Origin of the sequence: Sphingomonas sp. YR710 (genome assembly GCF_900101455.1) — a bacterium.
In the GTDB taxonomy this organism is placed as follows: Bacteria; Pseudomonadota; Alphaproteobacteria; order Sphingomonadales; family Sphingomonadaceae; genus Rhizorhabdus.
The window spans coordinates 151,830-174,263 of the sequence record NZ_FMZJ01000005.1; the positions used below are offsets into that span (position 1 = coordinate 151,830).

At 63.4% G+C, this 22,434-nt stretch carries 23 protein-coding genes; 6 read left to right on the forward strand and 17 right to left on the reverse strand.

What is annotated here, in order from left to right; all coding sequences use genetic code 11:
- Positions 1-30 precede the first annotated feature (30 nt).
- Positions 31-441, reverse strand: coding sequence for a DUF2147 domain-containing protein (locus BLS13_RS08045; protein ID WP_093451216.1), 411 nt, complete (start codon positions 439-441; stop codon positions 31-33).
- Positions 442-622: 181 nt separating this feature from the next.
- Here BLS13_RS08045 and BLS13_RS08050 point away from each other — a divergent pair, with 181 nt between their 5' ends.
- The 3 genes from BLS13_RS08050 (at position 623) to BLS13_RS08060 (ending at position 6,042) form a co-directional block, all read left to right on the forward strand.
- Positions 623-1,759: a thiolase family protein gene (locus BLS13_RS08050; protein ID WP_093451217.1), complete on the forward strand. Its 1,137-nt coding sequence runs from the start codon at positions 623-625 to the stop codon at positions 1,757-1,759.
- 2 nt (positions 1,760-1,761) lie between these two features.
- Entirely contained in the window at positions 1,762-4,080 is a 2,319-nt protein-coding gene (locus BLS13_RS08055) for a 3-hydroxyacyl-CoA dehydrogenase/enoyl-CoA hydratase family protein (protein WP_093451219.1), read from the forward strand.
- Positions 4,081-4,251: 171 nt separating this feature from the next.
- On the forward strand, positions 4,252-6,042 hold the full coding sequence (locus tag BLS13_RS08060) for an acyl-CoA dehydrogenase C-terminal domain-containing protein (RefSeq protein ID WP_093451221.1): 1,791 nt from the start codon (positions 4,252-4,254) through the stop codon (positions 6,040-6,042).
- A gap of 14 nt (positions 6,043-6,056) precedes the next feature.
- On the opposite strand, the gene BLS13_RS08065 is transcribed toward BLS13_RS08060, so the two are convergent.
- From BLS13_RS08065 to BLS13_RS08125, 13 genes are all read right to left on the reverse strand, one after another.
- Positions 6,057-7,298: a capsule biosynthesis protein gene (locus BLS13_RS08065; protein ID WP_093451222.1), complete on the reverse strand. Its 1,242-nt coding sequence runs from the start codon at positions 7,296-7,298 to the stop codon at positions 6,057-6,059.
- Entirely contained in the window at positions 7,295-8,878 is a 1,584-nt protein-coding gene (locus tag BLS13_RS08070) for a capsular polysaccharide export protein, LipB/KpsS family (RefSeq protein ID WP_093451224.1), read from the reverse strand. Before BLS13_RS08070 ends, BLS13_RS08065 begins: the two co-directional genes overlap by 4 nt.
- A 114-nt stretch (positions 8,879-8,992) precedes the next feature.
- The gene (ssb, locus tag BLS13_RS08075; RefSeq protein WP_093451225.1) at positions 8,993-9,517 is read right to left on the reverse strand and encodes a single-stranded DNA-binding protein; all 525 of its coding nucleotides are present in this window, start codon (positions 9,515-9,517) and stop codon (positions 8,993-8,995) included.
- A 98-nt stretch (positions 9,518-9,615) separates the two neighbouring features.
- Positions 9,616-11,475: a ferrous iron transporter B gene (locus BLS13_RS08080; RefSeq protein WP_093451227.1), complete on the reverse strand. Its 1,860-nt coding sequence runs from the start codon at positions 11,473-11,475 to the stop codon at positions 9,616-9,618.
- Positions 11,472-11,744 carry a FeoA family protein gene (locus BLS13_RS08085; RefSeq protein ID WP_256325760.1) on the reverse strand — a complete coding sequence of 91 codons (273 nt, stop codon included), beginning with the start codon at positions 11,742-11,744 and terminating at the stop codon, positions 11,472-11,474. Before BLS13_RS08085 ends, BLS13_RS08080 begins: the two co-directional genes overlap by 4 nt.
- A 40-nt stretch (positions 11,745-11,784) precedes the next feature.
- Positions 11,785-12,444: a COQ9 family protein gene (locus BLS13_RS08090; protein WP_093451230.1), complete on the reverse strand. Its 660-nt coding sequence runs from the start codon at positions 12,442-12,444 to the stop codon at positions 11,785-11,787.
- A gap of 9 nt (positions 12,445-12,453) precedes the next feature.
- Positions 12,454-13,344 (reverse strand): DMT family transporter, encoded by an 891-nt coding sequence (locus BLS13_RS08095; protein ID WP_256325761.1) that lies wholly within the window; start codon positions 13,342-13,344, stop codon positions 12,454-12,456.
- Between the two features lie 95 nt (positions 13,345-13,439).
- On the reverse strand, positions 13,440-13,862 hold the full coding sequence (gene ribH, locus BLS13_RS08100) for a 6,7-dimethyl-8-ribityllumazine synthase (RefSeq protein ID WP_037524874.1): 423 nt from the start codon (positions 13,860-13,862) through the stop codon (positions 13,440-13,442).
- Positions 13,862-15,148: a 3,4-dihydroxy-2-butanone-4-phosphate synthase gene (gene ribB / locus BLS13_RS08105; protein WP_093451231.1), complete on the reverse strand. Its 1,287-nt coding sequence runs from the start codon at positions 15,146-15,148 to the stop codon at positions 13,862-13,864. Before ribB ends, ribH begins: the two co-directional genes overlap by 1 nt.
- A gap of 45 nt (positions 15,149-15,193) precedes the next feature.
- The gene (locus BLS13_RS08110; protein ID WP_093451233.1) at positions 15,194-15,811 is read right to left on the reverse strand and encodes a riboflavin synthase; all 618 of its coding nucleotides are present in this window, start codon (positions 15,809-15,811) and stop codon (positions 15,194-15,196) included.
- An 8-nt stretch (positions 15,812-15,819) separates the two neighbouring features.
- A complete protein-coding gene (gene ribD / locus BLS13_RS08115) occupies positions 15,820-16,794 on the reverse strand; it encodes a bifunctional diaminohydroxyphosphoribosylaminopyrimidine deaminase/5-amino-6-(5-phosphoribosylamino)uracil reductase RibD (protein ID WP_256325762.1) in 975 nt (324 codons plus the stop codon).
- A 4-nt stretch (positions 16,795-16,798) separates the two neighbouring features.
- A complete protein-coding gene (locus BLS13_RS08120; protein ID WP_037524714.1) occupies positions 16,799-17,119 on the reverse strand; it encodes a hypothetical protein in 321 nt (106 codons plus the stop codon).
- 63 nt (positions 17,120-17,182) lie between these two features.
- Positions 17,183-17,830 carry an energy transducer TonB gene (locus BLS13_RS08125; RefSeq protein WP_093451234.1) on the reverse strand — a complete coding sequence of 216 codons (648 nt, stop codon included), beginning with the start codon at positions 17,828-17,830 and terminating at the stop codon, positions 17,183-17,185.
- Between the two features lie 291 nt (positions 17,831-18,121).
- Between BLS13_RS08125 and BLS13_RS20645 the strand changes: the two genes are divergently transcribed.
- Positions 18,122-18,274: a hypothetical protein gene (locus BLS13_RS20645; protein ID WP_176943488.1), complete on the forward strand. Its 153-nt coding sequence runs from the start codon at positions 18,122-18,124 to the stop codon at positions 18,272-18,274.
- Positions 18,275-18,304: 30 nt separating this feature from the next.
- The gene (locus BLS13_RS08130) at positions 18,305-18,496 is read left to right on the forward strand and encodes a PspC domain-containing protein (protein WP_037524708.1); all 192 of its coding nucleotides are present in this window, start codon (positions 18,305-18,307) and stop codon (positions 18,494-18,496) included.
- Here BLS13_RS08130 and gltX read toward each other — a convergent pair.
- The gene (gene gltX / locus BLS13_RS08135; RefSeq protein WP_093451236.1) at positions 18,490-19,839 is read right to left on the reverse strand and encodes a glutamate--tRNA ligase; all 1,350 of its coding nucleotides are present in this window, start codon (positions 19,837-19,839) and stop codon (positions 18,490-18,492) included. The two genes, BLS13_RS08130 and gltX, sit on opposite strands and share 7 nt — an antisense overlap.
- 243 nt (positions 19,840-20,082) lie before the next feature.
- Here gltX and BLS13_RS08140 point away from each other — a divergent pair, with 243 nt between their 5' ends.
- Positions 20,083-21,018, forward strand: coding sequence for a ribose-phosphate pyrophosphokinase (locus tag BLS13_RS08140; protein ID WP_037524872.1), 936 nt, complete (start codon positions 20,083-20,085; stop codon positions 21,016-21,018).
- Between the two features lie 48 nt (positions 21,019-21,066).
- Here the strand turns inward: BLS13_RS08140 and BLS13_RS08145 are convergent, their stop codons facing one another.
- Both BLS13_RS08145 and BLS13_RS08150 read right to left on the reverse strand, forming a co-directional pair.
- The gene (locus tag BLS13_RS08145) at positions 21,067-21,498 is read right to left on the reverse strand and encodes a VOC family protein (RefSeq protein WP_093451372.1); all 432 of its coding nucleotides are present in this window, start codon (positions 21,496-21,498) and stop codon (positions 21,067-21,069) included.
- A gap of 67 nt (positions 21,499-21,565) precedes the next feature.
- Positions 21,566-22,429: a helix-turn-helix domain-containing protein gene (locus BLS13_RS08150; protein WP_093451237.1), complete on the reverse strand. Its 864-nt coding sequence runs from the start codon at positions 22,427-22,429 to the stop codon at positions 21,566-21,568.
- Positions 22,430-22,434: the final 5 nt, after the last annotated feature.

A 22,434-nucleotide genomic window follows, 5' to 3' on the forward strand; every position in this document is an offset into this window, starting at 1 on the left:
CCTATTCCTCTCTGAAAGGCTTCCCGGTCCCTATGGAACTCGGTGCCATATCTGGGTCTTGCAGAGCGGCACGAAGATGCAGCCGCGGATTTTGAGCGTGTTGGCGTCGACGATCGTTACCGTTGCATCGTACGTCTTGCCGTCGTCGGCCTTGTAGATGCTTCCGCCTGACCAGTGATCGCCATCGACCGTGAACCCGCCAAGGATCTGCAGGCCCTTCAGCAATCTGCCGCGCAGTGCCGGATCCTTGTTGTTGGTATCGGCCATTGCCGGGTTGGCGACGATGCCATCTGACGTCATCAGTTTCCCGCAGATCGAAGCGCCGCAACGTTGAATGTCGACAATGCCGTTGCGGGTTTCGGTCTTCCAATGGCCGACGGCCATATTCGGGGATAGGGCTCCCGCCGCCACCGCAAGCGCGATCAGCGCCGTTCCTGTCATGTCCATCTCCTTTCTGCCGCACGGCCATTGGCTGGCGGTTGCGGTTACGTTCTGCCGGAAGCACCGGCAGCCATGGGATGAAGATCTGCACTAAAAATTAGTTGACGTATAGGACAATCTTTGCACCATAGGGGAAATAGTCTTCGGCGTGCGTTGAGCGCGTCGTTCGGGAGAGTTCCAGATGCAGAATGCGGTCATTGCGGGATATGTGCGCTCGCCATTCCACCTCGCGGGCAAGGGGGCGCTGGCGCGGGTGCGTGCGGATGACCTGGCCGCGCAGGTGATCCGCGGGTTGATCGCGAAGACCAAAGTGAAGGCGGAGGATATCGAGGACATCATTCTCGGTTGCGCTTTCCCGGAGGGTGAGCAGGGACTCAACGTGGCCCGGCTGATCGGCTTGCTGGCCGATCTGCCGATTTCGGTCGGCGGCATGACGGTGAATCGTTTTTGCGGATCGTCGATGAGTTCGATCCACATCGCGGCGGGCCAGATCGCGATCGGCGCAGGCGACGTCTTCATTTGCGCCGGTGTCGAAAGCATGAGCCGCGTGCCGATGATGGGCTTCAACCCGCTACCCAGCCCCGCGCTCGCGCAGAAGCGCCCCGGCGCCTATATCGGCATGGGCGAAACAGCGGAGAATGTCGCGAGCAAGTTCCAGATACCGCGCCCCGCGCAGGAGGCTTTCGCCGTTGCCAGCCAGCAGAAGGCGGCTGCAGCCCGATCGGCGGGCAAGTTGACTGACGAGATCGTGCCCATTCAGACGAGAGGCGGCGTCGTCGATCAGGATGGCACGATCCGCCCCGAAACTACGGCCGAGGCGCTGGCCGCGCTCAAGCCCGCCTTCGATCAGAATGGCAGCGTTACGGCAGGCACATCGTCCCCGCTGACCGATGGCGCATCGGCGGTGCTGGTGACGAGCGAAGAATATGCGCGTGCGAATGGGCTGGAGATCCTCGCACGGATCCGCAGCGTCGCCGTTTCGGGCTGCGAGCCCGAAATCATGGGTGTCGGCCCGGTCTCGGCATCGCGCAAGGCGCTGGGACGCGCGGGCATATCGGTGGGTGACCTGAGCGTCGTCGAACTCAACGAGGCCTTTGCCAGCCAGGCGCTGGCCTGCGCGAACGAACTCGGGCTGAAGCCGGAAACGATCAACCTCGATGGCGGGGCGATCGCGCTTGGCCATCCGCTCGGCGCCACCGGCGCGCGGATCGTCGGCAAGGCGGCCTCGCTGCTCAAACGCGAGGGCGGCAAATATGCGCTGGCGACCCAGTGCATCGGCGGCGGGCAGGGCATAGCCATCGTGCTGGAGGCGATCTGACCATGTCGAACATCCGCCCGGATATCAGGAAGGTCTGCGTCATCGGCGCGGGTACGATGGGCGCCGGCATCGCGGCGCAGGTTGCCAATGCCGGCGTGCCGGTGCTGTTGCTCGACATCGTCCCCAAAGAGGGGGTGAATCGTAACGCGATAGCCGAAGGTGCGGTCGCGAAGATGTTGAAGACCGAACCGGCCCCCTTCATGTCGGCGCAGGCGGCCAAGCTGGTCGAGACCGGCAATATCGACGATGATCTGGGCGAGATTGCCGATTGCGACTGGGTGGTCGAAGCGATTGTCGAACGGCTCGATATCAAGCAGGCATTATATGCGAAAATCGATGCCGCGCGGACGCCCGGCACCGCGATCTCATCCAACACGTCGACAATTCCGCTCGCGCAGCTGATCGATGGCCGATCGGACGCGTTCGCCGCCGATTTCCTGATCACCCATTTCTTCAATCCGCCGCGCTATATGCGGCTGCTCGAAGTGGTCGCCGGCCCGAAGACGAACCCCGCGATTGCCGCCAAGGTGGCGACCTTTGCCGATCGCGCGATGGGCAAGGCGGTGGTGCATGCCAAGGATACGCCGGGTTTCATCGCCAACCGGATCGGCACCTATTGGCTGCTGGTCGCCGTCAACGCCGCGATAGACGTTGGCCTGTCGGTGGAGGAGGCCGACGCGATCGGCGGCAAGCCGATGGGCGTGCCTAGCACCGGTATTTTCGGCTTGATCGATCTGGTCGGTATCGATCTGATGCCGTTGCTTGAAAAAAGCATGGTCGCAAGTCTGCCCGCAAGCGATGCTTTCCATGCATCGGTGCGGCCGTCGCCGCTGATCGAGCGCATGATTGCCGAAGGCTATACCGGTCGTAAGGGCAAAGGCGGTTTCTACCGGATCAACCGCGATGCCGGGAAGCAGAAGGAAGCCATCGACCTTGCGACCGGCGTCTATCGCAAGGCGCTGCGCATCGATCCCCCGCGCGCCGACGTGAAATCGCTGATCGCGCTGCCGGGCAAGACCGGCGAATTCGCCTGGGCGGTGCTCGGTCAGGTTCTCGCTTATGCGGCCACACTCGTGCCGGAGGCAGCGGACGACATCGTCGCGATCGATGACGCGATGAAGCTTGGCTATAACTGGAAATATGGTCCGTTCGAACTGATCGACCAGATCGGCGCCGCGGCCTTCGCGCAGCGTCTGGAGGCTGAGGGCCGAGCCGTGTCGCCGTTGCTGAGGCTGGCCGGTGATCGGACCTTCTATCGGCTACAGGATGGCCGGCGCCAATATCTGGGCCAGGATGGCGAATATCACGATATCGTCCGTGCCGAAGGCATCGTGTCGCTTGAGGATATCAAGCGCGTCGCCAAACCGCTGCTCAGGAACGGATCGGCTGCGCTCTGGGATATTGGCGACGGCGTCGCGTGCTTCGAATTCGCGTCGAAGATGAACGCGCTCGATGGCGACACGCTGAAACTGCTCGGCGATGCGATCGGTCTTGTCGGCCAGAAATATAAAGCGATGGTCATCTACACCGACGCTGCCAATTTCTCAGCCGGGGCCAATCTCGGCCTTGCATTGTTTGCGGTGAACATCGCGGCGTGGGGCGAGATCGAGAAGCTCGTGAGTGGCGGCCAGGCCGCGTATAAGGCGATGAAATATGCGCCCTTTCCGGTGGTCGGCGCGCCTGCCGGGCTCGCGCTCGGCGGCGGTTGCGAGATTCTGCTGCATTCCGACGCGATCCAGGCGCACGCCGAAAGCTATATCGGCCTCGTCGAATGCGGGGTCGGGCTGGTGCCGGGCTGGGGCGGTTGCGGCGAGATGATCGATCGCTGGACCAAGGCCGGTGTCCTGCCGCGCGGGCCGATGCCGGCCGTTGCCAAGGTGTTCGAGATCGTGAGTACGGCGACGGTGTCCAAATCGGCCGCTCAGGCCAGGGACTATATGTTCCTGCGTCCCTCCGACGGCATCACGATGAACCGCGATCGCCTGCTCGCCGATGCCAAGGCCCGGGCGCTGTCGCTGGTCGACGGCTATCAGCCGCCGAAGCCGCCCGAGTTCAGGCTGCCCGGATCGAGCGGCCGGGTTGCGCTCGGCATGGCGGCGGAAGGCTTCCACAAGCGGGGTCTCGCGACCGATTATGACATGGTCGTGTCGGATGCTCTGGCGTCGGTGTTCACCGGCGGCGATGCCGACGTTATCGATGTCGTAAGCGAACAGGATATGCTGGCGCTTGAACGTGCGGCCTTCATGGCGCGTGTCCGTGACAAACGAACGCTCGCGAGGGTTGAGGCGATGCTCGAGACCGGCAAGCCGTTGAGAAATTGATGTTTAGGTACTTCAAATTCCTCCCCGAGCTTGCTCGGGGAGGGGGACCATGCGCAGCATGGGGGAGGGGCATGCGGGACGGTTCCGCAGGCCCCTCCACCGCTCTTCGAGCGGTCCCCCTCCCCGTTCCGGGGAGGAATTGGAAGGCGCAAAACTTCGGAGAGATGAACCATGCAGACCTATGACGCCCCCTTGCGCGACATGCGCTTCGTCCTCCACGAACTCCATGCCGACGATGGTTTCGGTGGTCTGCCGGCCCATGAAGAATTCACGCCCGATCTGCTCGATGCCGTGCTGGAGGAAGCCGCCAAGCTCGCACGCGACGTGCTGCTGCCGATCAATGCCAATGGCGATATCGAGGGCTGCCGGCTTGAAAATGGCGTTGTGCGGACGCCGGCGGGCTTCAAGCATGCCTATGACCAGTTCCGTGAGGGCGGTTGGTGCGCGCTGGCGGCCGATCCGAAATGGGGCGGCCAGGGTCTGCCAGAGACGATCAACAAGCTGGTCGAGGAGATGATCTGCGCGACAAATGTTTCATTCGGGCTGTATCCCGGCCTGACCCACGGCGCGACGACGGCGCTCGAAAGCAAGGGCTCGGAGGAGCTCAAGGCGCGCTACATGCCCAAGTTGGTGGAGGGGGTCTGGTCCGGCACGATGTGCCTTACCGAGCCGCATTGCGGAACCGATCTCGGTATGCTGCGCACCAAAGCGGAGCCGCAGGCGGATGGCAGCTACAGGATCACCGGCAACAAAATCTTCATCTCGGCTGGCGATCACGACCTGACCGAGAATGTCATCCACCTTGTTCTTGCGCGGTTGCCCGGAGCGCCGGCGGGGGTGAAGGGGATCAGCCTGTTTCTCGTGCCCAAATATCTGCCGAACGATGATGGCACGGTGGGCCCGCGCAACGGCGTGGCCTGCACCGGTCTGGAACACAAGATGGGGCTGAAAGCCTCGGCCACGTGTCAGATGAGTTTCGACGATGCGACCGGATGGATCGTCGGCGAGCCCAATAAGGGGCTGTCCGCGATGTTCGTGATGATGAACCAGGAACGGGTCGCGGTCGGTGTGCAGGGGCTCGGCGTCGGAGTCGGCGCTTATCAGGGCGCGGTTGCCTATGCGAAGGATCGCATCCAGGGCCGGTCGTTGTCAGGCGTAAAGAGGCCCGATCTCGCAGCCGATCCGATCATCGTCCATCCCGATGTCCGGCGGATGCTGATGACGATGCGGGCCTATACCGAAGGCTGCCGCGCCCTCGGCACGTGGGTGGCGCGCGCGCTCGATGCCGAGCGTCACGCGCCGGATCCCGAGGCCCGTCAGCGCGCCGCTGATTTCACCGCGCTGATGACGCCGGTGGTCAAGGCACTGTTTACCGATCTGGGCCATGAGGCTGCGCAATTGGCTGTCCAGACCTATGGCGGCCATGGCTACATTCGCGAACATGGCATGGAGCAATATGCGCGCGATGCCCGGATCACGATGATTTATGAAGGTACCAACGGCATCCAGGCGCTCGATCTGGTCGGCCGCAAGCTCGCGGCGCATGGCGGCCGCTATTTGCGATCCTTCTTCCATCCGGTGTCGAACTTCATCGCCGATCACAAGACGCATCCGCAGCTGGGCGATCTCGTTGGCGGACTCGAAAAGGCTTTCGGCGCGCTCCAGCTTGCCACGGGCACCATCGCGCAGAAGGGCATGGCCGATCCCGAGGAGGCGGCCGCGGCGGGGACCGATTATCTAAGGCTTCTCGGCCTTGTCGCGATCGCCTTCGTTTTCGCCAAATCGGCCAAGATCGCATACGATCGAATTGGTGCGAACGAGGATGCCGAAGGTTTCTATGCATCCAAGCTGATCACCGCCGGCTTTTACTACGATCGTATCCTACCCCAGGTAGCGGGATTGCTGGGGGCAATCAAATCGGGCAAGCGCACGATGATGGCACTCGATATCGACGCATTCTGACCAGGTTGCGGCAGCTACGATGGTGATGCGTGAATCTTCACCATCTCGGACAGGTTCAACATCCGCGCGATCGCACCTGCGATAAGCAGGGCAATTCCTTCGTCGCTGGCAAAGCCACCATAAATCAGGCAGCGCGCCTGCAGCACGCGGCAGAAACTATCCCATGTTTCGGGATCGGGGGCTGGCGGATTCGCCCAGAAACTGTCGAGTGGGCCGCTGAAGGTGACGCCGGGGATATTATAGACGGCATGGCCAAGCGCGGCGACGGGAATTCCTGACGCCAGCGCCAATGTGCCGGTGGTGCTGTTGACCGTCACCACGCCAAGCGAGCCGGTTACGATTGTCTCGATATCGCCGCCCTTGGCAAAAAGCACGCGGTCGCTCACCTTCAGGCGTGCCGCTTCCTGGCCGATAAAGCGCCCCCAACTGAACAGGCCATTGTCCAGCGGATGCTCCTTGATGAGCAGCATCGTGTCGCTGGGTGCCGCCCGGGCAAAGCTCTCGATGACATAGCTTGCGCCGGCTTCCATCGACCGAAACGGCGAATGGATGCGGATCTGGTGATCGGATGACAGTTGCAGAGGCAATGCGAAATAGCTTTTGCCGGCAAGCTTTGCGAGCGTGGCTTCGGCCTGCCCCTGATGCAGCTTGCGCAAAGCGAGTTGCTTGAGCCAGCCCAACGCTTCCGCGGCTGCCGATCGGTCGCGATGCGAGCGATAATGCGGGAACCGCCATGTGCGTAAAAATGTGCTCGCATAATAAGCGGTGGCCTCTCGCGCGCGTCGGCGGAACGTGGCAGGGACCGGTGCGTGTTCGCCCAGCGGCGGTAAATCACGGGCGGCCGCGATGAACCATTCGGGATCGCGAGGTAATGTCGAATGGCCGTTGACACCATCGAGTTCGAGCGTGGCCCAATTGGGCCGGATATAGCCTTCTTCAAACACATGCACGCGTATGCCGCGCAACCGCGCCATGCCGCGTGCGGCATTGTGCAGCGGACGGCAATCGCCGAACAGGACGATGTCGCTGATCCGGTTTTCGACCAGGAACGTATCGACGAAGCTCGGCCAGCGATCCGCGGTCCCGGTATAATTGATCGCTGCGCCGGGCCAGACCGATTGATCACCGCCGTTGAGATTGATGCGGTGAACGGCGTGTCCCAGATCGCGCAATGCCAGCCCGAGGCGAAAGAAAAACGGGCCGGGTGGCCCCTGCAGGAACAGGAAGCGCTGCTTGGAGGCGACGCCATGCATCATGCCGGCGTCCTCGCGCCGGCCAGGCCACGGCGAATGCGACCCTGAACCTTGCGGAGGCGGGTCAGCAAGGTTTCCTGCGGAACCGGTTGGGCCGCAAGGCGCTCGATCAGCACTTCGGGCGGACATGGCAATTTTGTGACGGGATCGAGGTAGCGGGGGTAAAGGATCAACGCTGCAGCCACCAATTGTGCCCTCGATACTGCCCTCGCCCGACGTCGATCAATGGGCGGCGCCAGATCGCGCGTCAAGCCCCAGCCAGCGTAGAAGGGATAGCCGTGGGTCACAACCTCGCAATCGCGAAGCAGCGCTTCGAACCCCGTGAGCGAGGTCAATACGTGGACGGAATCAACAACTTCCAGGATCGATGCGATCGACGCTCCGCGTTCGACCATATCGACATGACGCAATGCGTCCCAATCCTCGATCCGGCCCCTGCGATGCCCGGCGTCGACATCCGGATGTGGCCGGAAGATCAGAAAGGCGTCCGGCTCGGCTTTGCGGGCGCGGATGATGAGGTCGAGGTTGCCACGGACCCCGGCGGCACCCAGTCGCACCGAGAGATCATCCTCGACCTGTCCTGTGACGAGCACGACCTTTCGATCGGTCTCGGGCCTTGCGAAGGGCGCACGGCTGCTCGAATATTTGCTGACGCCAGTTTCCACGATCGTCCGCGCCAGTCGGTCGGCACGGGCAAGCAGAGCCGGATCGTCGATCGGTGCGGCAATCATAAGTTCCAGATCGCTGGGCTGGCGGGGATCGAAATGGAGTCCGCTGCGATCGAGGATGATCGAATGCGGCGGATGGCAATCGCTGCCGAGACCGGACGAGCGCAGAAAGCCGTCTTCGACCGGATGGACGGCGACGCCATCTGCTTCGGCCAAGGCATCAAGCCCCTTCGGTGCCCGCGTTGGCCATACGGCGACGGCGCCGTTTCGCGCCGCGGCGTAACGAACGGCGACGCCGGCGCTGCGCGTGAAATGCAGCCCTTCGCTGCCCGGCCATAACATGGCTTCCACTTCGCGTTGCTTCCAGCCGGCGATTCCCGTGGCAGCAGCGAGGCCGCGGTTGCGATCGATCGTGCGTCGCCAGAAGGCGAGCTGCGCAATCGCTTCCTCAATGGTGATCGCGTTTCCTGAATAAGGGTCTCGATAAGTCACGCCATCAATCAGCAGCGCGGTGATGGCGCGCGCGAGGCTATCGTGGCCATCATCGCGATGATGATCGGCATAGGTGCCGGCGTTCAGCCACTTTACGTCGATCCCGCGCAACCATGCGACGAAGCCGAGCTCGTCATTTCCGTCGACGCACACGGACGAAAGCGAGTCGGTCCGCGACCAGGGATCGCAGCTCTCTTCCGATGGCTGTTGGCTGCCCCAGAAACGACCGCCGACCCGTTCGGCGACGATCAGATCGGCGACGCGGAGTGCGCGATCCCGTTCGGCATCGATCAATGCCTTGCGCTTGCCCGGACGCGCTCGAGGCGAACTGACCGCCGCGATGGCTGTTGCTGTTCCGGGAAAGGGTGGCGACCGCAGGAATGGTTCCTGTGTCACCAGCGTGCCGGATCGTCGCGCGTTCATCTGGCTCCACCTGTTCGGCAATACTGCGTACCGCGCGATGATCGCCGCACGACGTGGGCGATCAAGCGGATTTCCCGCTCGAAAAGCCGCCGAATATGCACTGCAAAGCGAGCCTCAGAATGGCACGTCGTCGTCGAGATCGCTGTCGAACGGATTGGGCTTGCGGGCTGCGGGCGCTGCGGCACTGCGCGATCCGCCGCCGAAGCTGCTCGCGCCGCCACCATAGCCGCCATCATCGTCTCCCCAACTGCCGCCGCTGCTGCCGGAGCCGCCCGAGGAGCCGCCATCTGGCCGATCGAGGAGGACCATGACCGCGTTGAAGCCTTGAAGAACGACCTCGGTTGAATAGCGTTCCTGCCCCTGCGCATCGGTCCATTTGCGGGTCTGCAGCGCGCCTTCGAGATAGACTTTGCTGCCCTTGCGCAGATAGCGTTCGGCAATGCCCGCCAGCGCCTCGTTGAAGATCGCCACCGAATGCCATTCGGTCTTTTCCTTGCGATCACCGGTGGCGCGATCCTTCCAGCTTTCCGATGTCGCGATGCGCAGGTTCACCACCTTGCCGCCATTCTGGAAGCTGCGCGATTCGGGATCGCGGCCCAGATTGCCGACCAGGATCACCTTGTTCACGCTGCCCGCCATCGAAATCTCCCGATAAAATGCGATGAAAGCCCGATCGAATCCTCGACCGAGCCTTTGTTGATGAGAACATATAGCGAATCAATCGCGCGGCGCGAGTCCTACAATCCGATCGCTGTCGCCGTCCAGAAGGTAAGTCCTGCGCCGATATAGGCCAGGGCGAACAGATAGGCTAAGGCGAAAGCGGGCCATTTCCATCCGTTGGTCTCGCGCCGCATCACAGCGATCGTCGACAGGCATTGGGGCGCGAATACGAACCAGATCAGGAAGGCCAGTGCCGTCGGCAGCGACCATCGCCCCTGCAGCCGCTGAATCAGCGTCTTTTTGACGGCATTTTCATCATCATTGTTCTCGATCGAATAGACGGTAGCGAGCGCTGACACCGCCACTTCGCGCGCGGCCATGGCGGGAATGATCGCGAGGGCCATCTCATGATTGAAACCGATTGGCCGAACGATGAAGGCCAGCCCGTCGGCGATCCGGCCGGCGGCCGAATATTGCACCTGGCTCTGCCCCTCGGGTGCCTTGGGGAATGACAGCAACGCCCATAACAGGATCGTTGCCGCGAGGATCAGCGTGCCGGCGCGCTTGAGGAATATCATCGCCCGCTGCCAGAGGCCAAGCACGACATCGCGCCAGGCCGGCATTTGATATTTGGGCATTTCCATCATGAACCCCGCGCTATCGCCGCGTGCGACCGTCCGGCGGATGACCAGCGATGCCACCATCGCCGAGACAATGCCGGTGATGTAGAGGCCGAACAGCACCAGTCCTTGCAGGCCAATCCCGGGACCAACCGTTCGCGCGGGGATGAACGCGCCGATGATCACCGCATAGACGGGAAGCCGGGCCGAACAGGTCATCAGCGGGGCGATCAGGATCGTGGTCAGGCGATCCTTGGGGTCGTCGATCGTCCGGGTCGCCATGATTCCGGGGATTGCGCAGGCGAAGGACGACAGCAACGGAATGAACGCCCGCCCGGACAGGCCGACGCTGGCCATCAGCCGGTCCATCAGGAAAGCGGCCCGCACCATATAGCCCGATGCCTCGAGCAGCAGGATGAAGAAGAACAGGATCAGGATCTGCGGCAGGAACACGACGACCGATCCGACGCCGGCGATGATGCCATCGACGATCAGAGATCGCAGCACGCCCTGGGGCAGCAGTTGCGCCACACCTTGCGAAATCGCGGCGAAGGCGCCCTCGATCCAGCCGATCGGCGCCTGCGACCAGGCGAAAACAGCCTGGAACATCACGAACAGGATTGCACCCAGCAGAAGCGGTCCGATCAGCGGATGCAGGGCCACGGCATCGGCACGGTGCGTCCAGCGGCGGCGAAAATTTTCCTCGGTGGTCGCCGCCACGGCGATCGCGCGGGCGCGCCGCTGCAAGGTGATGACGTCCTGATCGAGCGCGCGGGCGTCGCCGCTGAAGATGCGCGGACCGCCGGTGGCGATGAGCCCGATCGCCGCCTTCAGATCATCGATCCCCTTGCGACGGACGGCAACGGTGGGGATTACGGGAACCCCCAGCTCCGCCGATAGCTTTGCCGCATCGATCTTCAGCCCGTCGCGTTCGGCCATGTCGATCATGTTGAGCGCGACGACGATCGGCAGGCCCAGCGCGATCAGCTGCAGGGTGAAGCGCAGATGATTGTCGAGATTGGCGGCGTCCACCACCACCACCATCGCCGACGGCAGCCGCTCACCGGCCTGCTTGCCGAGCAGGACATCGCGGGTAACGGCTTCGTCTGGACTCGACGGCTCGAGGCTGTAGGTGCCGGGCAGATCGATCAGTTCGACCGGGCGGCCGTCGGCAAGGCTCAGCCGCCCAGATTTCCGCTCGACCGTGACACCCGGATAATTACCGACCTTTTGCCGGGCGCCGGTCAGGGCATTGAACAAGGCGCTCTTGCCGGCATTGGGATTGCCGACAAGTGCGATCAAGGGCGCGGCGTTCATGGTTGCGGGATCGGCTCCACCATGATCGACGCCGCCTGCGCGCTGCGCAGGGCGACGGTCATCCGGCCGATTCGGCAGGCGATCGGATCGAGTCCGAATGGACCGCGGTGCAATTTCTCGATCGCGACGCCGACGTCGACGCCCAGCTCTCGCAGCCGTTTCGCATCTTTTTCACGAAGCATCGACCAGCCGATCGAAAGGATTCGCGCAGCTTTGTTGAGCGGCAATTTGTCGAGCGAAACGCTCGGCGTGATGACATCAATCTCCATGCTGCGATTCATTATCATTAGCGCTTCAAAAATACCAGCGTCATGTTGCCGGGTAACGAAGCCGCCCCAGAAAGCGCGCCGGACTGAAATGATGGTCGCCGGACGGCAGCAATTGGGCCTTGAACTTTTCGAACCGCATCACGCCTTCGATGCGACGGTCGAGAAAGGCGCGGGTATCGGCGAAACCCTCGCTGTCATCGTCGATCCAGGCGAGCATGGTGGCGCCATAGACCGCGGCCAGCGTCGCACGCTTCGTATAGTGCGCAAAATCGGTGCTGGTATCGCCGGCTGTCCGCCAGATCAGGTCGGCGGCACGCCAGCCGAGTCGGGCCGCGTGCGCGGCGTGGGCGGGCCGCGCCAATATCGAAAAAGCGCGCCGCCACGCATCGGCATGTGTGCTGGCCAGCTCGATGCGGGTCCAGACCAGCGACCGGATCCGCTCGCGAATCTTCATCGTGGCGATTCGCTCGGGCGGGAAGGCATCGATCATCGCGCGGTCGATCGCTGCGAACCAGCTGTCGATCATCGCGATCGCGCCGCCGGGAAAGCATAATTTCAGCCGGTCGGCCGGGACGCCGAGTGCGGTGGCGGCGCCAGCCAGCGCAACATCGCTCCACCCATCGAACACGGCATAAGCGGGCAGCAGCGGTGCCGCGGAATCGCGCAATTCGTCCAGCGTCATATCGATCGGAGCCGTCATGCGCCTTCCCTAATCTCTTGCCGAGCGATTTGCCAGCGGTGCAGCGGAGCCGCGCCGCGCGAGTACCAGCGCCGCCGCGACCGCCATACCGCCGATCATATCGGCAGGTCCGAGTTGTTCGCCATATAAGGTGCTTCCCAGGACCGCACCCATCAGCGGCTGGATCAGGAAGCCCATCCCGACCACCAGTGGCGGCAATCTGCCAACCGCATAGACCAGCAAACCCTGCCCGATCACTTGGCTGCCCAGCGCAAGCAGCACCAGCGGCCCCCAGCTGCGCGGCCAGATTTCCTGTCCGGCGCCCCACGCAAAAAGCCATAAGGGCAGTAGTCCGGTCAGCGTGGAAATCGCCAGCGCAGGCAGCGGCGCCAGAACCCCGCGCACTTTCTCGATCGCGATAAGGTAGCCGGTATAGAACAGGCCGGCGGTGATGCAGAGCAGATCGCCGATCAGATATTGGGGCGACAATTCATAGGATCGGCCGATCAGCACGATCGTCCCGATTGCAGCCAGGACGAGCGCCACAACCTGGCTGCGAGTCGGCAAGCTGCGCGCGATGATCAGGCCGTAAGCCGCGAAGGTGAACGTCGTCAGATTGGCGAAGAGGGCGGCATTGGCCAATTTCGTGCGGACGATCCCGATGTGCCACGCCGCGAGATCGGCCGCAAAGAAGATGCCGCCAATCAGGAGCCAAGCCCACAATTTTCGGGGCATTCGTGGGATTGGCTGGCGCGTGCCCACCGTGAGCAGCAACAGGACGGGGGCAGCCAGAGCGAGCCGCCAGAAGCCCGAGCCGATCGGCGACACTTGCGCCATTCTGACCAGCGTGGGCCCGAAGGCCAGCGCGACGTTCGCCAGCAGCATCGCCAGAAACGCCGCCGGCTTGGTCTGCTTCGGCAAGTCTGCCGCGGCGTGCGTGTGTCGTTGATCGGGCAATTCGGATGGTCTTCTCGCCAGGTCGGAGGATCATGCTGTCCCCTGATCGAAAGATCGGCTTAGGCGCCGAACCGTTCTTTCAGCGCCAGCATCGCGATGGCGGCCTTCGCCGCGTCGCCGCCCTTGTCCTTTTCCGACCGGCGGGCACGGGCCAGCGCCTGTGCCTCATTCTCGACGGTGAGGATGCCGTTGCCGATCGCAAGCGCGTCCATCGACAATGCCATCAGCCCGCGCGCGCTTTCGTTCGAGACGACCTCGAAATGATAAGTTTCGCCCCGGATGATGACGCCCAACGCGACGAACGCGTCGTAGCGGCCCGTCTCGGCGGCCATGGCGATCGCGCCGGGGACTTCCAGCGCGCCGGGGACGGTGACGGTTTCATGTTTGTGCCCCGCCTCCTCGATCGCGGTACGGGCGCCGTCGAGCAGCATGTCATTCAGATGGTCGTAGAATCGGGCTTCGACGATAAGGATCTTGGCCATCATTGGGCTCCGGCTGGAAGGATGGGGCGTTCGCCAACGATCGACAGGCCGTAGCCGTCCAGCCCGATCAGCGTGTGGTGCGTATTGGTGAGCAGGATCATGTCCTGTACGCCGAGTTCGGTGAGGATCTGGGCGCCGACGCCATAGTCGCGCAGCTCCTCCATCAGGCCTGCATCCGGGTGAGGCGTGTTGCGAGCGGCGAAGGCGCGGGACATCCATCCGGCCGCCGCGCGATTTATCACGACGATCACGCCGGCGCCCTCTTCGGCGATCATTTCCATCGATCGGGCGAGCAGGTCGCTACGCGGATTGATTTCACCGAACGTGTCGGTCAGCATCGAGGTCGTATGCATCCGGACCAAAGTCGCCTTGTCCGGATCGATCTTGCCCTTGGTCAGGGCGATCTGCTCGGTTCCGGTCGCCTTGTTGTAGAAGGTCATCGCCGTCCAGTCGCCGCCCCATTTGCTGGTGAAGCGGGTTTCGGCACGCTTTTCAACCAGATGATCATATTGGCGGCGATAGGCGATCAGGTCGCGGATGGTGCCGATCTTCAGCCCGTGCGTCTGCGCGAAGACGAGGAGATCGTCCATCCGCGCCATCGTGCCATCGTCCTTCATGATCTCGCAGATCACGCCCGAAGGATTGAGCCCCGCGAGTCGGGCGACATCGACCGCCGCCTCGGTATGGCCGGTGCGCACCAGCACGCCACCGTCGCGTGCGACCAATGGAAAGACGTGGCCCGGCGTAACGATATGTTCGGGGCCTTTGCCGGCATCGATCGCGACAGCGACCGTCCGCGCGCGATCTGCCGCCGAAATGCCCGTCGTCACGCCTTCGCGTGCCTCGATCGAGACGGTGAAGGCGGTTTCGTGGCGGGTGCCGTTATTGCGGCTCATCAGGTCGAGCCCCAGCTGCTCGACGCGCTCGCGGGTCAGCGACAGGCAGATCAGCCCCCGGCCGTGCTTGGCCATGAAGTTGATCGCATCCGGCGTCGCCATTTGCGCGGGAATGACGAGATCGCCTTCATTCTCGCGGTCCTCGTCGTCGACGAGGATGAACATCCGGCCGTTGCGGGCTTCGTTGATGATCTCCTCGATCGGCGTCAGGCCCGGCGAATCGAGATAGGTTTGTAGTTTGCGCAATGTGTCCGCTGTCGGGTTCCACTCGGGATCGTCGATCGACCGCAGCGAATTGGGGTGGAGCCCCGCGGCGCGCGCAAGGCCCGAACGGGAAAAGCCGCCTTCGGCAACGGCAGCGCGGACGCGCTCGATAAGGGATGTGCTCATGATTGCCGCAATTATCACATCATAAGCAGGCTGAAAATAATAAAATCACACTACAGTGTGATTGCGCAACTGTTCCATCCGGCCAAGATAGCGTGCGAGCACATCGATCTCGAGGTTGATCTCGTCACCGGCGGTGGCCGAGCCCAGGGTCGTGACCGCCGACGTGTGCGGAATGATGTTCAACCCGAAGCGCACGCTGCCGTCGGGCAGATCGGTGACGCCGTTCACCGTCAATGAGATGCCATCGACGGTAATCGACCCCTTGGGTGCCAGATAGGGAGCCAGCGCGCGCGGGGCATCGATTTCGAAACGGTGCGAATCGCCGTCATCGCTGATCGATGTGATGCGGCCGATGCCGTCGACATGGCCGGTAACGATATGGCCGCCGAGTTCGTCGCCCACCTTGAGCGCGCGTTCGAGGTTGAGCCGGCTCCCGGCGGCCCAATGGTCGCGCGCCGTTCGTGACACGCTCTCATGCGACACGTCGACCGCGAACCAGCCCGCGCCCTTTTCGACCACCGTCATACAGGCACCGGAACAGGCGATCGACGCTCCGATGTCGATATCGTCCGTGTCATAGGTGCAACCGATGCGGACATGCATGTCACCCCGCATTTCGACGGCCATGATCGTGCCGATGTCGGTAATGATCCCGGTAAACATAGTGTGCGCTAACTCCGGGTCCGGTGGTAGCCGTCCAGCCGGTCGCTGCCAAGCGCCCGCGACTCCTTATGGTGCCAGCGTCCATGCGCGTCGGCGAGCTCGGTGAGGCCGATATCGCCGATCGCCGGCAGGCCATTACCAATCAGGATTGGTGCGCGGTAAATGAGCAGCCTGTCGACCAGATCGGCCTTCAGAAAGGCGGTTGCCGCGCCGGCCCCGCCTTCGATCAGCACATGATCGCAAGCATCGATCGCTGCGATATCCTGCGGCGCCGGCAAGGCGATCCAGCCATCGGGGGCGATCCCACGGCCAAGCACGGCGCGGCGCGGCGAGCGCTCCTCGAGGCCGGGGAGCCGCACGTCGAGCGCGGGGCGGTCCGCTTCGAGCGTGCCGCGCCCGACCAGAATCACGTCGCTCCGCGCGCGTTCGACATGGGCATGGGCACGGGCGACCGGGCCGGTGATCCAGCGGCTCGATCCGTCGGGCAGAGCGATCCGGCCGTCGATCGATAGACCGAACTTGAGCGTTACATAGGGGCGGCCCCATGTCTGGCGCGCGAAAAAGCCAGCCATCGCGGCGCGCGCGGCATCCGCTTCGATGCCGTCTACGACAATGATGCCAGCGGCGCGCAGGCGATCGATGCCCTGGCCGTTGGTGCGCGGATCCGGATCGCCGGCGGCGATAACGACGCGCGCGGGGCGAGCCGCCACAAGCAGATCTGCACAGGCGGGGCCCCGCGCCGAGACATGGGCGCAGGGCTCGAGCGTGACATAGATCGTGGCGCCTTCGACCGCCGCTCCGGCCTGTTCGATCGCATGCGCTTCGGCATGTGGTCGCCCGCCGGGCTGGGTCCAGCCGCGCCCGATGACGCGGTCGTCCCGCACGATGATGCAGCCCACCGGGGGATTGGGTGCCGTCCGACCGCGCCCGCGTTGCGATAATGCGATCGCGGCGGTCATGAAGCGCCGATCGTCGGCGGACACCGAACTATTCAATGCCGAGCTGTTTCGCCAGCCGCTGGTAAGAACGTTGTCGTTCGAGCTTGGCGGCGTCGCGGATCTTCTGATCGGCGATCTGTTCCTTTTTGATCACCTCGTCGCTGCGATCGGCGCGCCAGCCTTCGACATAGATGATTTTCGGGCCCTTCGGCGCCAGGCCGCGCGTGTCGCGCATGAAACCATAGACGATGATCACGGGCATCATCGCCGCGAGCAGGCCGAGCATCAATTTGGTACGATCCTGCCCGGCCGCAAAGGCGCGAAGATCGGCCCAGAGGGTGCGGGGGGAAGCGGGACGGGGAAGAGCCATGACCCGCTAAATACGGTGCAAATGCCCGGCGCGCCAGCCCATCGGCGCGCCGGAATATGGATTTCAGCTTTCGAGGTGGAACTTCACGGTCATCACCCGCCAGCTTTCGGTGGGCATGCCGTCGGTCGTGGCGGGGCGAAAACGCCAGTAGCGGAGCGCCTGTTTGCGGGTGGCATCGAAGAAGGCGGGATTGGTGGCCGATACCAGCTCGACCTGTTTTACCTGGCCGTCCGTGCCTATCAGGATGCGCACCGTAGCGGTGCCTTCAATCTCTGCACGGACCAGCGACGGCGGATAATCGGGCTGAAAGCGGCCGCTCGCGGATGGATCGATTGTGGCGGGCCTTGTTACCGGATCGAGTTTTGGAGCGATAACCGTATCCGTCGCGCCGTTGCCCGCTGTTCGCGGCCGGGCGTCTACATCGACAGGATCCGGTCCCTTTGGTGGTAATATGGGATCAACCTTCACCGGTTGATCGAAGGGGCGGGCTGGCAGCGCTTTTTGCGCGCGGTGCTCGTGTTGCGGTTTGCTTTCGGGCGGTGGCGGCGGTTCGTGGATGGGAATCAGCGGTGTGGGAAGCCAGGTGATCCGGACATATTGCTGCGCCGGTGCCAGAATGATCGCCGCCAGTACGGCTACGTGGCCGGCGATGATCAGGCCGAGGGTGAGGGTGTGGGGTTTGCGGGTATCGAGAAAGCCTTCATGCTCCATGACGATCTCCTATCGGTGCGGCACTCTGTGGTGGCTCGCAGTCGCGATGGTACATCATATCATTCTGGAGTGGCAGCGAATTTATTTCAGCGCTGAAATTTTTCAAGTTAGCGAATAATGCTAAGCTGACTCGGGAGATTATCCCAATCATTTGCGAAAAATTCGCATTTGAGCAGCGTAAATAACGCCGAAACGTAGAAAAATCTTAGTTCCGTCCATTTGGCACGGCTCATGCAGAACATCGGACATTCACCGCGGTAGCGCGGGCATGATCACCAAGGGAGCAAGACGATGTTCGATTTCACCTCCAGCGATGCCAAGAGGATCGTTCTGGCGTTGGCCGGCGGATTGTTGATGAGCCTGGCCTGCCTCACCGCCGCGCTGGCCCCGGCCAATGCCGCTTCGTCTCACACCGTCGACAGCTGCCGTCCGACTTTGCTCTGATCACCCCAACGTCCGCAAAGGGAAATTGCCATGTCCAATTCGTTCCGTCTCAACAAGCGCGATGCCAAGATCATGGGCGTTTGCGCCGGTCTGGCCGATTATAGCGGCATCGATCTGATGCTGATCCGCATCGCCACGGTGCTGCTCACCATCTGCGGCTTCGGCTCGACGATCATCCTCTATCTGATCGTTGGCCTGGTTGCGCCGTCCAATCGTTACTGATCGGCGGATTTCGTAACGGCCTCTCGCAGTCGCGCGACCGCGCGATCCTTGCCGATGAGGCCGAGCATCGCGTTCATGTCCGGCCCATGTTCGCGCCCTGTCAGCGCAAGGCGCAGCGGCAGGAACAGGCCCTTGCCCTTCCGCCCGGTGGTGGCGCCCAGTGCGCCGGTCAGCGCCTTCCACGGTCCATCCGTCCAGTCGAGCGACGCCGCAAGCGACGCGGCCTGTTCGAGGAAATCATGATCTTCCGGCGCGGCCCAGCCCTCGACGGGTCCTTCGACCACCGCCCACCAGTCGGCGGCTTCGGCGATAATGTGCAGGTTCGGCCGGATCGTCAGCCAGGCCTGCTCGTCCATGCCGGCCGGCAGCCGGCCGGCCACCGCCGCGTGGTCGGTGACGTGCAGGATGCGCGCGTTGAGCGCTTTCAGTTCCTCCATGTCGAACCGCGCGGGTGCGCGGCCGAAGCGGGCAAAATCGAAACTGTCGATCAGCGGCGCGGGGTCGGCGACGGGCTCGACCGGCAGGCTCGTGCCGATTCGGGCGAGCAATGCGATGATCGCCATCGGCTCGATGCCTTCCTCGCGAAAGGTGTCACACCCCAACGATCCCAGCCGCTTCGACAGCTTGCCCTCGGTCCCGGTCAGCAGCGCCTCATGGGCGAAAGATGGCGCCGGCGCGTCGAGGGCCGCGAACATCTGCAATTGCAGCCCGGTATTGGTGACATGATCCTCGCCGCGCACGACGTGAGTCACACCCATATCGATGTCGTCGATCACGCTGGGCAGCATATAGAGCCAGCTGCCGTCGGCGCGCCGGATCACCGGATCGGACATCAGCTTCGGATCGAGTTGCTGGGGCCCGCGGATCAGATCGTCCCACGCGATCGGGCTGTCATGATTGAGCAGGAAGCGCCAGTGCGGCGTCCGCCCTTCGGCCGCAAAGGCGGCGCGATCGGCATCGCTCAGCGTCAGCGCCGCGCGATCATAGACCGGAGGAAGCCCGCGCCCGGCGAGGATCTTGCGCTTGAGATCGAGCTCCTGCGCGGTTTCGTAACAGGGATAGACCCGCCCCGCGGCCTGCAATGCGTCGAATCGCGCCTGATAGAGCGCGAAGCGATCGGACTGGCGCACGGCATCATCTGGTGTGAGACCAAGCCAGTCGAGATCGGCGCGAATCGCCTGCGCATATTCCTGGGTCGATCGTTCGAGGTCGGTATCGTCGAGCCGCAACAGGAAACGCCCGCCCGCCTTGCGCGCCCACATCCAGTTATGAAGCGCGGCCCGGATATTGCCGACATGCAGCCGGCCGGTGGGCGAGGGGGCGAAACGGGTGGTGATCGTCATGGGGCGCCCTCTAGCAGGGTGACGCAAAAGTCTCGCGCTTTTTGATGATCCCTGGCATTCCCGGCCCGGCTCGTACAGACACAAATGCGATTTCGGTCTGTACAATCTCCGCGGTGGGCAACTGTTCGATGGAGGCCGATCACTCGCTGCCGTGCGCCTGTCTCACGACCCCCTTTCCCGATCACAACCTTACGACTAAGAGGCCCCGAAACGCTGACCGCGACGTCGACCCAGGGGACCGTCATGAAACTTCTCACCGGCAATTCGAATATGCCGCTCGCCAAGGCCATTGCCGGCTATCTCGAAACCCCGCTCACCGATGCGAGCGTACGGCGCTTTGCCGACGAAGAGGTGTTCGTCGAGATTCATGAAAATGTCCGCGGCGAGGATGTGTTCGTGATCCAGTCGACCGGCTATCCGGCGAACGACAATCTGATGGAGTTGCTGATCTGCATCGATGCGCTGAAGCGTTCGTCGGCGCGCCGCATCACCGCGGTCATTCCCTATTTCGGCTATGCCCGGCAGGATCGCAAACCCGGTCCGCGTACGCCGATTTCCGCCAAGCTGGTGGCGAACCTGCTCGAGACGGCGGGTGCCAACCGCGTGCTTTCGGTCGATCTCCATGCCGGCCAGATCCAGGGCTTCTTCGATATCCCGACCGACAATCTTTATGCCGCACCGGTGATGTCGGCGGACATCCAGGCGCGTTTTGCGGGGCGCAACCTGATGGTGGTCTCGCCCGACGTCGGTGGCGTGGTCCGCGCCCGCGCGCTTTCCAAGCGGCTCGACAACGCCCCGCTGGCGATTGTCGACAAGCGGCGTGAACGGCCGGGCGAATCGGAGGTGATGAACATCATCGGCGATGTCTCGGGCCGCTTCTGCATTCTCGTCGACGATATCGTCGATTCGGCGGGCACGCTGTGCAATGCGGCCGCGGCGCTGCGGCAGGCCGGCGCCGAGGATGTCGTCGCTTATGTCAGCCACGGCGTGCTGTCGGGCGGCGCGGTCGCGCGCGTCGAGGGTTCGGCGCTCACCGAACTAGTAATCACCGATTCGATCGGTGTACCGGAGGCGGTGATCGACGCCAAAAAGATCCGCCTGCTGACGATCGCCCCGCTGCTGGGCGAGGCGATCAAGCGAATCGCGGACGAGAGTTCTGTGTCGAGCCTGTTCGACTGATCATCAATAATTCCTCCCCGTTCCGGGGAGGAATTTAAAGTCACTCCTTCACACCCCAACCGCCCACGGATCATAAGTCCCGAAGTCCCAGTCATTACCCTCCGGGTCGCGGACATTGTAGCTCCGCCCCGGATAGCCCTCATTGTCATGCGGCTCGGTGACGATGTCGGCGCCCTCGGCCCTGGCGCGGGCGTAATGGGCGTCGGGATCGTCGATGATCGCGGCGACGCACACCGTGACCCCGCCGGCCTGCTTCGGGGTCCGCCAGCGGTAGATGTCGGCCCCCGGGTCGTTGCGTGCGGATGACAGCATCACCATGCTACCGTTCAGCATCAGTTGGGCATGGTGGATGATCGTCGGATCAGCGGGATCGGCATAGATGACATGGCGCTCGAAGCCGAACGCGCGGCACAGGAAGTCGATCGCGGCGGGCGCATCTTCATAGCGCAGGCACGGGATCAAGGATTGCTTGTCGGTCATGGCGGTCTCCGTTGAGGCTGCGCCGATCATAATCCGCCCGCATGCCGCTGTATTGGATCAAACGAACCTATTGTTCGATTAGCCCGCCGCCATGGCCAAGCGACCGCGCGATGAACTGCGTCGGCGTCATCCCCGCAAACTCGCCGAATTCGCGGATCAGGTGCGATTGGTCGCAATAGCCGATGTCGGCGGCCAGCGCGGCCCAGTCGGGCGCCGTGCCGATTGCCGCGGACAGTCGCGAAAAACGGAGCAGCCGGCGATAACTGCGCGGGCCGACGCCGGTCGCGTCGCGGATCCGGTTGGCGAGATGCTTGCGGCTCCAGCCGATCTCCCGCGCGATCTCGGCGATGTCGAGCTCGGGTCGCGATCGTAGCAGCGCCAGCGCATGGAACTGATCGGCACGGGCCGGCGCGCACCGCGCGAGCCGCCGGATCAGGGCCGCATCGAGCAATGCGATCCGCTCCGCGCGCGTCCTGGCCTCGACCAGCGCAATTCCCAGTGTTCTCGCCTCCTGGCCCAGCAGGGCGTCGAGCGGCACGACGCGGTCGATCATCTCATTCATCGGAATGCCGAGTAGCCGCCGCAAGGTGAGCAGCGGCAGGTGGACGTGCATTCCGGCTTGCGTCCCGCACGAATGCGAAAGCGCCGGGCGCAGATGGATGCCGGCCACAAAGGCTTCGGCCGGGCCGAGCCGCAGGATCTGGCCGTCGCCGCCGGTGATCGCGATCGGCGGCCCAAGATTGATGATCATCACGCCCTCGGCATGCGGCAGCTCGCGCCGCACCGAGAAGCTGGCGGTCCGCTCATGATAATCCGAATAGCCGTCGATCAGCCCGGTGACGGCCAGCGGCGCGGAGATGCGTGCCATTTCCCAGCTGTTGATGCCGTCGTCGTGCGTATCGACGCGAATCACCCGGGAGAAATCGAGCATATCGG

What these genes read in the sequence shown, in the direction of transcription:
- BLS13_RS08045 (WP_093451216.1), bottom strand. Translation starts at nt 441, where the DNA reads ATGACAGGAACGGCGCTGATCGCGCTTGCGGTGGCGGCGGGAGCCCTA.
- BLS13_RS08050 (WP_093451217.1), top strand. Translation starts at nt 623, where the DNA reads ATGCAGAATGCGGTCATTGCGGGATATGTGCGCTCGCCATTCCACCTC.
- BLS13_RS08055 (WP_093451219.1), top strand. Translation starts at nt 1,762, where the DNA reads ATGTCGAACATCCGCCCGGATATCAGGAAGGTCTGCGTCATCGGCGCG.
- BLS13_RS08060 (WP_093451221.1), top strand. Translation starts at nt 4,252, where the DNA reads ATGCAGACCTATGACGCCCCCTTGCGCGACATGCGCTTCGTCCTCCAC.
- BLS13_RS08065 (WP_093451222.1), bottom strand. Translation starts at nt 7,298, where the DNA reads ATGATGCATGGCGTCGCCTCCAAGCAGCGCTTCCTGTTCCTGCAGGGG.
- BLS13_RS08070 (WP_093451224.1), bottom strand. Translation starts at nt 8,878, where the DNA reads ATGAACGCGCGACGATCCGGCACGCTGGTGACACAGGAACCATTCCTG.
- ssb (WP_093451225.1), bottom strand. Translation starts at nt 9,517, where the DNA reads ATGGCGGGCAGCGTGAACAAGGTGATCCTGGTCGGCAATCTGGGCCGC.
- BLS13_RS08080 (WP_093451227.1), bottom strand. Translation starts at nt 11,475, where the DNA reads ATGAACGCCGCGCCCTTGATCGCACTTGTCGGCAATCCCAATGCCGGC.
- BLS13_RS08085 (WP_256325760.1), bottom strand. Translation starts at nt 11,744, where the DNA reads ATGGAGATTGATGTCATCACGCCGAGCGTTTCGCTCGACAAATTGCCG.
- BLS13_RS08090 (WP_093451230.1), bottom strand. Translation starts at nt 12,444, where the DNA reads ATGACGGCTCCGATCGATATGACGCTGGACGAATTGCGCGATTCCGCG.
- ribH (WP_037524874.1), bottom strand. Translation starts at nt 13,862, where the DNA reads ATGGCCAAGATCCTTATCGTCGAAGCCCGATTCTACGACCATCTGAAT.
- ribB (WP_093451231.1), bottom strand. Translation starts at nt 15,148, where the DNA reads ATGAGCACATCCCTTATCGAGCGCGTCCGCGCTGCCGTTGCCGAAGGC.
- BLS13_RS08110 (WP_093451233.1), bottom strand. Translation starts at nt 15,811, where the DNA reads ATGTTTACCGGGATCATTACCGACATCGGCACGATCATGGCCGTCGAA.
- BLS13_RS08120 (WP_037524714.1), bottom strand. Translation starts at nt 17,119, where the DNA reads ATGGCTCTTCCCCGTCCCGCTTCCCCCCGCACCCTCTGGGCCGATCTT.
- BLS13_RS08125 (WP_093451234.1), bottom strand. Translation starts at nt 17,830, where the DNA reads ATGGAGCATGAAGGCTTTCTCGATACCCGCAAACCCCACACCCTCACC.
- BLS13_RS20645 (WP_176943488.1), top strand. Translation starts at nt 18,122, where the DNA reads ATGTTCGATTTCACCTCCAGCGATGCCAAGAGGATCGTTCTGGCGTTG.
- BLS13_RS08130 (WP_037524708.1), top strand. Translation starts at nt 18,305, where the DNA reads ATGTCCAATTCGTTCCGTCTCAACAAGCGCGATGCCAAGATCATGGGC.
- gltX (WP_093451236.1), bottom strand. Translation starts at nt 19,839, where the DNA reads ATGACGATCACCACCCGTTTCGCCCCCTCGCCCACCGGCCGGCTGCAT.
- BLS13_RS08140 (WP_037524872.1), top strand. Translation starts at nt 20,083, where the DNA reads ATGAAACTTCTCACCGGCAATTCGAATATGCCGCTCGCCAAGGCCATT.
- BLS13_RS08145 (WP_093451372.1), bottom strand. Translation starts at nt 21,498, where the DNA reads ATGACCGACAAGCAATCCTTGATCCCGTGCCTGCGCTATGAAGATGCG.
- BLS13_RS08150 (WP_093451237.1), bottom strand. Translation starts at nt 22,429, where the DNA reads ATGCTCGATTTCTCCCGGGTGATTCGCGTCGATACGCACGACGACGGC.